The sequence below is a fragment of the Rhizobium bangladeshense genome (assembly GCF_001662075.1).
Taxonomy (GTDB): Bacteria; Pseudomonadota; Alphaproteobacteria; order Rhizobiales; family Rhizobiaceae; genus Rhizobium; species Rhizobium bangladeshense_B.
Map to the genome: position 1 here is coordinate 1 of NZ_LYPL01000032.1, position 11676 is coordinate 11676.

The window sequence follows — 11676 nt, forward strand, 5'->3', positions numbered from 1 at the left end:
GTGAACTTCGCAAACGCTTCGACGGCTTCAAAGACCAACTGCGCCTATGGCTTGTACAAACCCGCTCTCCGACCTTTGCGGGCAAACACGCGCTCGTTATGGCGGAAGCCGCTCGGCTGGACGGGCTCGATCTGGAAGCGCAACGCCTCTACGAGGAGAGCATTCGGCTATCCCTAGAAAACGGGTTCTTGCAAGACGAGGCGGTCGCCTACGAGGCCGCTGCGCGGTTTTATGCGGCGCGTGGCTTGGGAAAGATTGGCCTTCTATATTTGCGGGAAGCGCGTGAGCGCTTTCACAAGTGGGGAGCGGACGCAAAGGTCGCTCTCTTGGATAAGGGGCTGATCGCTTGGACGGACGCGGTCGACGGGCCGACTCTACCTCGAGACGCATCTCCGGATTCGCTGGAACAATTGGACTTGGCCACCGTCATCAAAGTCCATGAGGCGGTATCGAACGAGATCGTCCTGGAAAGGCTCATTGACATCGTGATGAAGGCCGCGATCGAGCATGCCGGCGCGCAACGAGCTGTCCTGTTGCTAGACATCGGGGGCGCAGATTTACGGGTGATGGCGGAGGCATCCACCAGACTGGGCGCTGTAACAATTAGTCAAACCCAGCACGATGTATCTTCGATTGACCTTGCTCGATAGGTTGTTCTTTACGTTGCGCGGACCGGTGATCCAGTCGTTCTCGAGGATGCGTACGCAACGGGCATGTCTAGGGACGATCCGTATGTTCGCGATAACCGCCTTCGATCAGTTCTCTGCGTTCCCCTGACGAACCAGGGGAGCGGGGTAGGGCTTCTCTACCTTGAGAACAATCTGGCTCCCGGAGCGTTTACGCCCAGCCGACTCGCTCTCTTGAAACTTCTGGCATCACAGGCGGCAGCATCTCTCGAAAAAGCGCGTCTAATTCGCGACTTGGAAGAACGTCAATCCAGAATCCGGCGACTCGTCGATGCAAACATAATCGGCATCGTCATCTGGGCACGGGACGGGCGACTGCTGGATGCCAACGACGCGTTCCTTCAGATGACCCAATACACCAGGGAAGACTTGGAGCGAGGCCTGGCCTGGCACGACATGACACCACCCGACTGGCAGACCCACGTAACGGGCTCGCTCTCCGAATTAACCGCTACCGGTGTAATGCAGCCGCGCGCAAAGGAGTACTTCAGGCGCGACGGAAGTAGGGTAAGGGTCTTGATTGGCGCGGCGGCGTTCGATGCCCAGGCGAGCGAAGGTGTCGCTTACATACTCGACCTGACAGAACGGGAGATCGCGGAGCGCAAAGCTGTCGAAAGTGAACAGCGTTTCCGCGACCTGCAGGCGGAATTGGCCCACGCAAACCGGATCGAGACTGTCGGGCAACTTTCGTCGTGGATCGCACACGATATCCGACAGCCGCTTGTCGGCATGGTGGCCAGCGCAAACGCGGGGTTCCAATGGCTTTCCGCGACCCCACCCAACGTCGGGGCAGCGCAACGTTCGCTCCAGCGCGTCGAAGAGGAGGGGCATCGCGCAGCGGACATTCTCGACAAGATCAGGGCGCTCATGAAAAAGAGTGCGCCGGTTCGCGAGCGCGTCGACTTGAACGATCTGGTGTTGAGCACGCTTCCCCTGCTGCATTCTGAGGCCCGGCACAAAACCATCAACGTTCAAGTTGATCTCGCACAAGCGACACCGCTCGTCTCAGCCGATCGAGTTCAGTTGCAGCAGGTCATCATGAACATGGTGGTCAATGCTATCGACGCGATGTCAGTGTCGGGTGAAAAGGAGAAGAACCTAACCATCGCCACCCAAGTCGATGACAAAGGAGGCGTGACCACGTCCGTAAGCGATACAGGTCCCTTACTGCCGGCGGAAGAATATGACCGCTTCTTCAAGGCGTTCTACTCCACGAAGCAGCACGGACTGGGAATAGGCCTGGCCATTTGTAGAAACATCGTCGAAAACTACGGCGGGCGGATATGGGGTGAACCTTGCGCACCACACGGCACCAGCGTGCGGTTCTGGCTACCCGGGTTCACGTCCGCATCGGGCGCTGGTGAATAAGCGTTGGCCGTTAACTTCGAACGTCCCGGAATAACGTCAATCCTGAGGGTTGTCCGAAGCGCTCGACGAGCAACTCTATGAGAATCCGCACCCGAGCCGGAGCGTTCGTACCGTATTCCCACGGTCACGGCCGTCTTGTGATGTGAAGCCGAACATTGGAAGTCCTAGTGGTAGCACTAGGGGTAGTCCTATGACGAAGCAGCATATTGAGGTGATCACGTCGGTCGGGCGTCGGCGGCGCTGGTCCCTGGAAGATAAAGAACGGCTGGTCGCGGCGACCTTTGAGCCGGAAGCGGTTATCTCGGATGTGGCGCGCTCGGCGGGGATTCACGTCAGCCAGTTGTTCCGGTGGCGCAAAGAGCTCTGCCAAATATCAGCTCCGTCCCTGCCGCCATTTGTCCCTATTGAGGTTGTCGCGGCGTTGCCAGCGCCTGATCCGTTGGAGGCGACACCGCCACCTCGACCGCGCAGGAAGATAAGCATCGTGACGATCGAGCTTGGCAGTGGTCGGCGTATTCGTGTGGACAGTGACGTCGATACCGAAGCTCTGGGGCGCATCCTCGATGTCGTGGAACGGCGATGATCCCGGTTCCCAGTGGCGTGAAGGTGTGGCTGGCTACCGGCTATACGGACATGCGGAGGGGCTTTCCTGGCCTGTCGTTGATGGTGCAGGAGACGCTGAAGCGTGATCCGCATAGCGGCCATTTGTTCTGCTTCCGCGGCAGGAAGGGCGGACTGATCAAGGTGATCTGGCACGACGGTCAGGGTGCCTGCCTGTTCACCAAGAAGCTCGAACGTGGCCGCTTTATTTGGCCGTCAGCGGCCGACGGCACGGTGGTGATTACGCCGGCGCAGCTCGGCTATCTGCTCGAAGGAATCGACTGGCGGATGCCGCAAAAAACCTGGCGTCCAAGCTCCGCTGGATAGTGGAAATGGCTGGAAAGGTGGGAGCGAATATGATTCCATCTCGTCATGACCGATGCGGCCGATCAGCTTCCCGACGACCTTGCCAGCGCGCATGCGATGATCCTTGCCGAGCGCGCGGCGCGCCGTGAAGCCGAGGCCGTTGCTGCCCGAGCGCAGGCGGTGAACTCGCATTCGGATGCGCTGATTGCCCGGTTGAGGCTGGAGGTCGAGAAGCTCAAGCGCGATATTCATGGCAGCCGCTCGGAGCGCAAGGCCCGTCTTCTCGAGCAGATGGAATTGCAGCTCGAAGAGTTGGAAGCTGATGCCAGCCAGGATGAATTGGCTGCGGAGTTGGCGGCAAAGTCCTCTACGGTCCGAGCCTTCGAGCGCAAGCGTCCTTCAAGGAAGCCGTTTCCCGAGCACCTGCCACGCGAACGTGTCGTCATTGCCCCGCCAACAAGCTGCCCATGCTGCGGCTCGGCCAAGCTGGCAAAGCTTGGCGAGGACATCACCGAGACATTGGAAGTGATCCCGCGCCAGTGGAAAGTCATCCAAACGGTGCGCGAGAAGTTCTCGTGCCGGGAATGCGAGAAGATCGCCCAGCCGCCGGCACCCTTCCATGTGACGCCGCGCGGCTTTGCCGGGCCAAACCTTTTGGCGATGATCCTGTTTGAGAAGTTCGGCCAGCATCAGCCGCTGAACCGGCAGAGTGAACGCTATGCCCGCGAGGGTGTCGACCTCAGCCTCTCCACACTCGCCGACCAGGTGGGGGCTTGCGCCGCGGTCTTGAAGCCCTTGCACGGATTGATGGAGGCGCATGTGCTGACCGCCGAGCGTCTACATGGCGATGACACGACGGTGCCGATCCTGGCCAAGGGCAAGACCGATACCGGGCGGATTTGGACCTATGTCAGGGACGATCGGCCGTTCGGCGGAACGTCGCCGCCAGCCGCCCTCTACTATGCCTCGCGTGATCGACGGCAGGAACATCCCGAGCGTCATCTGAAGACCTTTACCGGCATTCTGCAGGCTGATGCCTATGGCGGCTACAACCCGCTCTTCAAAATGGACCGCGATTCCGGTCCGCTGACCCAGGCATTGTGCTGGGCCCATTCGCGTCGCAAGTTTTTTGTGCTCGCCGACATCGCCACGAACGCCAAACGCGGCAAGAACGCCACGCCGATCTCGCCGGTTGCGCTCGAGGCCGTGAAACGGATCGATGCCCTGTTCGATATCGAGCGTGACATCAATCGTCTCGCTGCAAGTGAAAGACTGGCGCGACGCCAGCAGGACAGCCGTCGTCTTGTCGAAGAGCTTGAGGCCTGGATGCGGGCCGAGCGGACAAAGCTGTCGCGCAGCTCGCCGGTCGCCGAGCCGATCGACTACATGTTAAAGCGCTGGAAGGGCTTTACGTCCTTCCTGGGCGACGGTCGGATTTGCCTGACCAACAATGCCGCCGAACGCGCTCTGCGCGGCTTCGCTCTAGGCAGGAAGTCGTGGCTGTTTGCGGGTTCCGATCGTGGTGCCGATCGCGCCGCCTTCATGGCGACGATGATCATGACCGCCAAGCTCAACGATGTCGATCCGCAGGCGTGGTTCGCCGATGTTCTAGCGCGTATCGCCGACACGCCCGTCACCAAACTGGAGCAATTGCTTCCTTGGCATTGGCAGCCCCAGCAATTCCTGAGAGATCAGGCCGCTTAAAATGCGGCCTCACCCGAGGCTTACCATAATGCGTAGCAAGAACGAATATATCGGATTAGAAGCACTTTCTCGCACAAAGAGCCTCTCTAAAATTAAAACTGAACCTGACAGTTGGAAGACGGAGTATCGGGACGACGCTACGGGGGAGACCTGGATTCTCGATTACCCCCACTCTGAAGAGCATGGTGGCGGAAGTCCCAGACTTCGAAGAAAGCCACGATAACTGAGCAAATCCTCGAGCTCTCGGTGCCAGCCGCCGCGGTCCTCACCGGAGGCATACTTCGTACCAGACGGTCTCACAGCGAACATACCATACTCCGGAGCGGGAAACTCCTCGAACAACCCTATCAATTTCCCCGGGGCGATCTTATCCTCGACGAACTCAGACGAGATTGTAAAGGGCATGGATGTTCCCGCGGGTCGCTCGGCAATAAGGACACTCAAGTCGAACCGCTTCAATCAACGCGATGCAATGTCGCGATCCAGTTCTGGGATAGATATCAAGGCGGACACCGACGACATATCCCTGATCGTCCGACGATAAATCCACATTGGCATATATCCTGAGATCGGAATGGAGCTTGACTCGCCTGAGGTCGGCGACATGTTTCAGCGAACTTGCGAAACTCACTGACCAGGCAATCGCGACAAGCTGCTCAGGGTTCGTGCCCAGTCGATTGCCGGCGGGATTTGAAAGTCTAATGTCGAGAGCACCGTCCGAGCTGCGCGCGAAGCCGTTCTCTCGGCTGCCAATTGTCTCTCTCGTGGCAGTATGCACATGTTGCATGATCGTACCCCGGTGAAGGAGTCCGGCGCGCGCATATGCGCGCGCCGGACAGGTCAGCTATCTTTCCGCAGGCTTCGCAACCCAGTCCGAACCTCGTCCGTGAAGAGCTTCGGCTGTTCCCAAGCTGCGAAATGCCCGCCCTTTGCCACCTTGTTGTAGTGGATGAGGTTAGGGTAGGCGGCCTCGGCCCAGGTTCGCGGCGTTGCGTACAGCTCGTCCGGGAAAACACTCAACGCGACTGGCACCTTGACGCCCTTGGGAGAAAAGAATGCGATCTTGTTCTCCCAATACAGGCGAGCAGCCGAAACGCCCGTGTTGGTCAGCCAGAAGAGCGTCACGTTGTCGAGCACGTCGTCGGGCGTCAACCCCTCAGCTTTTCCATCAAACGAGCGGGAGATCATCTCCAGACTCCGTGCGTCGTGGTCGAGCATGAAGGTTGCGAGACCCATGGGCGAGTCAGCCAACGCGACCAGCGTTTGTGGCCGTGTTCCCATTTCGAAGGCGTAGTAGACGTGTTTGTAGAAGAACGCGAGCTGCTCGTAGGCCGCCTTCTCCTCGTCAGACAGACCGGCTGGAGTTGGTCGGCCAGCGAAAGCTGCTTGGTCAATCTCCGGAGGAACTGTTTCGGGGAAGTTCGTATGGATGCCGAGTAATTCCGGCGGGGCTTGCACGGCAATCTGGTTGGTGACGATGCCGCCCCAATCGCCTCCCTGGGCGGCGAAACGTTCGTAGCCGAGACGCCGCATCAACGTGATCCAGGCACTCGCAATACGCTCCGGTCCCCAGCCGGTTGCCTCCGGCTTCCCGGAGAACCCGAAACCGGGCATCGATGGAATGACGACGTGGAACGCATCCGAAGCGTCACCGCCGTGGGCGGTGGGGTCGGTGAGGGGCTCGATGATCTTCAGTTGCTCCACGACGGAGCCCGGCCAGCCATGCGTGATGATGATCGGCATGGCATCCTCGTGCTTCGAACGAGCATGAATGAAATGGATATCCAACCCGTCGATTTCGGTGATGAAGTTCGGATAGCTGTTGATCCGCGCTTCCACTTTCCGCCAGTCATAGTTTGTTTGCCAATGCTGAAGGACCTGCTTGATCGTTTTAAGCGGCACGCCCTGGGAAAAGTCGTCGACCGTTTCCTTTTCGGGCAAGCGGGTGGCCAGAAGACGGTTGTGGAGATCGGTCAATTGTTCGTCCGGCGCTTTGAATTGGAAAGGTCTGATGGCCTCGTTGTCTCCGGCGGACACGGCAGTTTTTCCTGCGAAAAGACCGACAGTACCTGCGGCCGCAGCGCTAGCGAGAACGGTACGGCGCGTGATCTTAGATGATATCGATGACATGGCACTTCCTCCTTTTCTCGATTACCCGAATAGGAGGTCACACAATCAATCGGGTCGCTATGCGATATCCGAAAATCCCTTGTTTTCGTTTTTCGCATAGGGACGAAGGAACTCCCAAGAGGCATAGGACTCCGCAACTTACGGGTCGTCGTATTGGCGTAGCTCGCCGACTAAAATCCCGTAGCATTATGCTTCAAGGGTATGGGGCGTGATCATGGAATTCCTGGGCACACACCGGATTTTTGCGAGCGGCGATCTCGACGAAGGCGCGGAATTCGCAGGTCAGGTCTGGGAGAGAAACCGCAGCGTCAAGGTCGACCATCTCCGCTACGGCATCCGGTGGAACCAACTGGATATGGGGAACGTCGGCTTTTCCTACATCGAGCATGACTGCGCCGTGGATTTAACGGCAGAAGGGCCACTTTCCGATCACTTTCGGCTTTTCCTACACGAGGATGGCTCTATTCGTCACCGGGTAGCTGGGAATATATTTCACTCGCATCCGGGTAACGCAGTCATCCACGCTCCTGGGTCTGACCTTCATCTCGACATTAGTCCCTTTAAGCTTCTTCTCCTGACCGTCGACGGTGATCTCGTGAAAGCTTCCGTCCAACAACGGTTCCGCAAGCTGCCGGAGTTTGCCAATTGGCTCAATGTGCTGCCGGAGAGTGCGAGCGTACAAGCTCTGCGCTCGATGGCGAGATGGATGGCGTGCGAAGTTGAACGCCAGGGGTCGCCAGTAGCAGAAGTGGGGAAATCACGCCTTTACGCTGAGCGTCTTCTGGTAAGCCTCATCGTTGACTGCATAAGCGAAGCATCGCCTGAAACCGCGGAACCCGTGCAGGATGTCAGCCGTGGTCAGGTGCGAAGCGCCGAGGAGTGGATCGACGCTCATCTGACGGACGCCATAGGTATCGAGGAAATCGCAGCCGCAAGTGGGGTTGGCGTCCGTTCACTACAGCTTAGCTTCAAACGCGTCCATGGATGCTCGCCTCACGAGTTCGTTGCTCGCCGCCGACTCGAGGAGGCACGGCGGAAGCTTTTGGCGGCACCTCCGGGAGCAACCGTAACCGGGATCGCGATGGACATCGGCTTCTTCGAGTTGGGCCGATTTGCTGCTCGTTACAGAGAGCAGTTCGGGGAAACTCCTTCGGCTACGCTCGCGCGAGGTGACGGACATCAGGCCTCACACTGAGGAGGATGTGTCGTCAGATACGGTCGTCCCGTTCACCTAACGTATAGGCGGTCGGACTGCAAACCCAACAAGTCATCGTGAACCTCATCAGAAACGCTGCGGAAGCTATGTCCGAAAGCGGAGCTGAGTGTATGCGGGTGGTCGTCCGGACGAAGATGGAAGAGGCCGATCTCGTCGTCCAAGTGGAAGCCCGTGGACCGGGCATTGCGGACGGCGAACGGATTTTTCAGCCGTTCGTGACGACTAAGGCATCAGGGATGGGAATGGGACTATCGGTATCGCGATCCATGATCCACTCTCATGGTGGTCGGCTTTGGGAGGAAAACCTGGAGCAGGGAGCCCGGCTCGCATTTGCGCTGAACATGCTCCAACAAAGCTAGGTCCTATCCAATTCTTCGAGATTATTTGATAAGATTACCGCGGCAGACCGGGGCAGGGTCCGGCCAGATTTCACCCTATAGAAACGTATAATGGATTTCGGAGACAACCACAGTTAGCGTGTTCGACGAGGGGTGCGGGTATGGTACGTCGACTTTCCATCTATCACCTGACGCTCGGCCAATCCTCAGCAGGCCGAGCTGCTCTCGTGAATGCCAAGTATGTGTAGGCGACCGAAGGTGCGCGAATGCAGGCTACACGCCACCGCTCCCCATTTCTTAGGCTCCGCCGAGGACGAAATCCTCTTCGGGGGCAGCCGTTGTCGACTGCTTTCTGCAATACCTTGTAATGTCGTGACGGCGCACTTTGAGCTCCCAAGATGCAAAGTTTGGTGCCGTTGTTAGATGTGGTAGGCTCTCCGCACGCGCATGAAGGAGTTGCATTCAATGTCGCATGGAGACGAACTGGTCATCGTTGTCGACGACGACCCCGTCGTCCAGGTGTCCTTGTGTGATTTGTTCGCTTCCGTGCGAATTCGCAGCGTGGCGCTCGGTTCTGTTAAGGAATACTTGGCTGGACCTAGACCCGAGCAACCTACGTGCTTGGTCCTCGACATTAATCTGCCTGACATGAGCGGTCTCGAATTTCAGGCAAAAATCCATAGCGATGACCATCCGCCGATCGTCTTCTTGACTGGATATGCCGACATTCCTTCGTCCGTCAGCGCGATGAAGCTTGGCGCGGTCGATTTCCTCCTCAAGCCGTTCGCGGGCGAGGCCCTCCTGAGCGCGGTGCGGGGGGCGATCGAACTTGACAGGAGGCGTATGCAGGAGCGCGAGGAATTGAGTGCACTCAGGGAGCGCTTTGAAAGCCTCACACGACGAGAGCGGGAGGTACTGCCGCTTATCGTGAGTGGTCTACTGAACAAACAGGCTGCTGTGGAACTCGGGATCAGCGAAATAACCTTCCAGGTCCATCGCGGCCACGTCATGCAAAAGATGAAGGCGGCCTCGTTGGCCGATTTGGTACGCATGGCGACGAAGCTCGATATCTCCATCTTGCACTCGAGATACGCTGGAGCGCATCCTCAATGAGCGCCCCCAGGCACATGGTGGCCATCGTCGATGATGACCAAAAAGTGCTGGAAGCTTTGCAGGACTTGCTTGAATCCAAGGGATTCGCGGTTTGTGCATTTAGTTCGGCCCGCGACCTCTTGTTGGACAAGCGCCTCGCAACGATCGACTGCCTGATTACCGATATCGCGATGCCCGAAATGAACGGAGTGGAACTGAGCCGTCAAACCGCCCTCAAGCGACCAGAGCTTCCGGTTTTCTACATCTCGGGCGATTTAGAGATGGCGGCGCTGGCCGAGTCAAACTCCGACAACAGGGAAAGAGTTTTCAAGAAACCCTTCGACAGCAAGGCGCTCGTCGCCGCCGTCCAGGCTGCTATCTAGCTCGCCTCCAGGGGTTCCTCATGGAAAACGATGACAGGCTTCAACGTCGTTGGGCATTATGTTTCCTCATCGTGCCGAGACGCCGGCGATGATCGATGGCGTGCCTGAAATTCGCTTTGTGAACCTCATCGGAGATCGGCCTTCCAGCAATCACAAGCAGGGGAACTGCGTAGGAAGTCAAAGCAGCGAAAATTCACTTTTCTTAATTTGCCGGAGTCAGGGTTGGGCGTGCAGCATCATGGCCGAGCTTTTGCGCGACTGAATCGTTGGGCGAATGCAGATTTCTGGTGAAGTGATGGATGGGCCGCTACTTATACAAATCGGGACAGCCGAGTATCGTCGTCTGTCTATAGCCATGGTCATGGCCGGCTTCTCGACGTTTTCGCTTTTGTACAGCGTCCAACCGCTCTTGCCCGAGTTCGCAAACGCCTTTCACTTGTCAGCTCAAAGCGCCAGTCTCGCGGTTTCATTGGCGACGGGGCCGATGGCGGTCGGCATTCTGGTCGCAAGCTGGATTGCGGATAGGTTCGGGCGTCGAACCGTGCTGATGTATTCGCTGATCCTCGCGGCCCTGTCCGGCTCCCTGGCTGCATTGGCACCCGCCTGGGAAACGCTGCTCGTGTTTCGGTGCATTGCCGGCTTGGCACTCGCAGGAGTGCCGGCAGTTGCTATGACGTACGTCGCGGAAGAGGTGACGCCGGCTGCGATCGGCCCCGCGCTCGGATTGTACATTGCCGGATCGGCCATCGGAGGGATGATCGGGCGGCTTGGCGTCTCGATGGCGGCCGAATGGTTGGATTGGCGGTGGGCCCTAGCTGCGATGGGCCTGTTCAGCACCTCGGCAGCCGCTATTTTCTGTCTTACCGTCCCGCAGTCGAAAGGCTTCGTGCCGACACGGCGGTCTTTGTCGGCGTTCATCGGCGCTTATAGGACCGTGCTCGCTGACAAAGTGCTCGTCGCGCTCTATGCCTGCGGCTTCCTCACCATGGGCATATTCGTCACCGTCTACAACTATGCGCCGTTCCGCCTTGGCGCTCCGCCATACCAGCTAAGTCATTCGGAGATCGGAGCGATCTTCCTTTTGTACATCGTTGGTTCCGCGAGTTCCGCGCTATTTGGAAAGCTCGCGGGACGAATTGGCGTTCGTTCGGCCTTGGGCTGGCCAGTCGTCATGCTGCTGGTCGGGTTGCTCCTGACGGCAGCTGAACCGCTTTGGCTGATCATAACCGCAATAGGCGTTGTTACCGCGGGCTTCTTTGGCGCGCATACCGTCGCGTCAAGTTGGGTGACACGTCGAGCGTTCGGGAATCGTGGCCACGCAAGTGCCCTCTACCTCTTCGCCTACTACGCGGGTTCGAGCTCACTCGGTTCAGTCGGAGGTGTTGTCTGGGATCGCTTCGGTTGGCCGGGGTTGGTGATTGCCACGATGGCCGTCGGCGGCCTCGTCCTGGCGCTCGCTCTTGCAATTGCAGGCAGCAAACCGCTCCAGGACCCGCGCCAACCAAAGTTGGGACAGGAGCTTCCCGGGTAGGAGTGGCTCGCCCGAGCACATCGAAAAACACGCACAAAACAGAGCTAAGGAGAAAGCTATGACGATCCGGATTAATAACTACATCGGCGGGAAGGACGTTGGGGCGTCGGTCGATGAGTTTGGCGTCAAGATCAATCCGGGAACCGGCGAGAAGTTGGAAGAGGTTACATACAGCAGCGCCGTGGAGGTGAAGAACGCAATCGACGTCGCGGATGAAGCTTTCTCGGGGTGGCGTGACATGCGGCCGTCCGAACGCGGGCGGGTTATGGTTGAGCTCGGCCGGGTGATCCGGGCAAACGAAAAGCGTCTCGGCGAAATTGAG

Annotated in this window: 13 protein-coding genes and 2 pseudogenes; 13 read left to right on the plus strand and 2 right to left on the minus strand. The window is 58.4% G+C overall.

Annotation, left to right across the window (positions count from 1 at the left end; all coding sequences use genetic code 11):
• From A7X77_RS33625 to A7X77_RS34470, 7 genes and pseudogenes are all read left to right on the plus strand, one after another.
• Positions 1–650 (plus strand): annotated as a pseudogene (locus A7X77_RS33625) (histidine kinase); the annotation flags it as partial.
• Between the two features lie 21 nt (positions 651–671).
• A pseudogene (locus tag A7X77_RS34340) lies at positions 672–887 on the plus strand (GAF domain-containing protein); the annotation flags it as partial.
• The gene (locus A7X77_RS34345) at positions 861–2054 is read left to right on the plus strand and encodes an ATP-binding protein (RefSeq protein ID WP_197486914.1); all 1194 of its coding nucleotides are present in this window, start codon (positions 861–863) and stop codon (positions 2052–2054) included. The pseudogene A7X77_RS34340 and the gene A7X77_RS34345, both read left to right, overlap by 27 nt.
• Before the next feature lie 190 nt (positions 2055–2244).
• Entirely contained in the window at positions 2245–2637 is a 393-nt protein-coding gene (gene tnpA, locus A7X77_RS30640; RefSeq protein WP_064686559.1) for an IS66-like element accessory protein TnpA, read from the plus strand.
• A complete protein-coding gene (gene tnpB / locus A7X77_RS30645) occupies positions 2634–2981 on the plus strand; it encodes an IS66 family insertion sequence element accessory protein TnpB (protein ID WP_014330938.1) in 348 nt (115 codons plus the stop codon). Before tnpA ends, tnpB begins: the two co-directional genes overlap by 4 nt.
• A 45-nt stretch (positions 2982–3026) precedes the next feature.
• Entirely contained in the window at positions 3027–4664 is a 1638-nt protein-coding gene (gene tnpC / locus A7X77_RS30650) for an IS66 family transposase (protein WP_064686560.1), read from the plus strand.
• Positions 4665–4692: 28 nt separating this feature from the next.
• On the plus strand, positions 4693–4887 hold the full coding sequence (locus A7X77_RS34470) for an Imm27 family immunity protein (RefSeq protein ID WP_197486915.1): 195 nt from the start codon (positions 4693–4695) through the stop codon (positions 4885–4887).
• A gap of 159 nt (positions 4888–5046) precedes the next feature.
• Here the strand turns inward: A7X77_RS34470 and A7X77_RS32820 are convergent, their stop codons facing one another.
• On the minus strand, positions 5047–5451 hold the full coding sequence (locus tag A7X77_RS32820) for an OsmC family protein (RefSeq protein WP_082928891.1): 405 nt from the start codon (positions 5449–5451) through the stop codon (positions 5047–5049).
• Positions 5452–5504: 53 nt separating this feature from the next.
• A complete protein-coding gene (locus A7X77_RS30660; protein ID WP_064686562.1) occupies positions 5505–6794 on the minus strand; it encodes an epoxide hydrolase family protein in 1290 nt (429 codons plus the stop codon).
• A gap of 214 nt (positions 6795–7008) precedes the next feature.
• Here A7X77_RS30660 and A7X77_RS30665 point away from each other — a divergent pair, with 214 nt between their 5' ends.
• From A7X77_RS30665 to A7X77_RS30690, 6 genes are all read left to right on the plus strand, one after another.
• Positions 7009–7989, plus strand: coding sequence for an AraC family transcriptional regulator (locus tag A7X77_RS30665; protein ID WP_156668178.1), 981 nt, complete (start codon positions 7009–7011; stop codon positions 7987–7989).
• Positions 7990–8045: 56 nt separating this feature from the next.
• On the plus strand, positions 8046–8369 hold the full coding sequence (locus A7X77_RS30670) for an ATP-binding protein (protein ID WP_348626309.1): 324 nt from the start codon (positions 8046–8048) through the stop codon (positions 8367–8369).
• Between the two features lie 444 nt (positions 8370–8813).
• Positions 8814–9461: a response regulator transcription factor gene (locus A7X77_RS30675; RefSeq protein ID WP_064686565.1), complete on the plus strand. Its 648-nt coding sequence runs from the start codon at positions 8814–8816 to the stop codon at positions 9459–9461.
• Positions 9458–9823, plus strand: a complete 366-nt coding sequence (locus tag A7X77_RS30680) for a response regulator transcription factor (RefSeq protein WP_064686566.1) — start codon at positions 9458–9460, stop codon at positions 9821–9823. Before A7X77_RS30675 ends, A7X77_RS30680 begins: the two co-directional genes overlap by 4 nt.
• 274 nt (positions 9824–10097) lie before the next feature.
• Positions 10098–11354, plus strand: a complete 1257-nt coding sequence (locus A7X77_RS30685) for an MFS transporter (RefSeq protein ID WP_197486916.1) — start codon at positions 10098–10100, stop codon at positions 11352–11354.
• 58 nt (positions 11355–11412) lie between these two features.
• Positions 11413–11676 (plus strand): aldehyde dehydrogenase family protein (locus A7X77_RS30690; protein ID WP_156668180.1); only part of this gene is annotated, 264 nt, incomplete at its 3' end.

Coding starts and splice junctions, on each gene's coding strand:
- tnpA (WP_064686559.1), top strand. CDS start 2,245: ATGACGAAGCAGCATATTGAGGTGATCACGTCGGTCGGGCGTCGGCGG.
- tnpB (WP_014330938.1), top strand. CDS start 2,634: ATGATCCCGGTTCCCAGTGGCGTGAAGGTGTGGCTGGCTACCGGCTAT.
- tnpC (WP_064686560.1), top strand. CDS start 3,027: ATGACCGATGCGGCCGATCAGCTTCCCGACGACCTTGCCAGCGCGCAT.
- A7X77_RS34470 (WP_197486915.1), top strand. CDS start 4,693: ATGCGTAGCAAGAACGAATATATCGGATTAGAAGCACTTTCTCGCACA.
- A7X77_RS32820 (WP_082928891.1), bottom strand. CDS start 5,451: ATGCAACATGTGCATACTGCCACGAGAGAGACAATTGGCAGCCGAGAG.
- A7X77_RS30660 (WP_064686562.1), bottom strand. CDS start 6,794: ATGTCATCGATATCATCTAAGATCACGCGCCGTACCGTTCTCGCTAGC.
- A7X77_RS30665 (WP_156668178.1), top strand. CDS start 7,009: ATGGAATTCCTGGGCACACACCGGATTTTTGCGAGCGGCGATCTCGAC.
- A7X77_RS30675 (WP_064686565.1), top strand. CDS start 8,814: ATGTCGCATGGAGACGAACTGGTCATCGTTGTCGACGACGACCCCGTC.
- A7X77_RS30680 (WP_064686566.1), top strand. CDS start 9,458: ATGAGCGCCCCCAGGCACATGGTGGCCATCGTCGATGATGACCAAAAA.
- A7X77_RS30685 (WP_197486916.1), top strand. CDS start 10,098: ATGCAGATTTCTGGTGAAGTGATGGATGGGCCGCTACTTATACAAATC.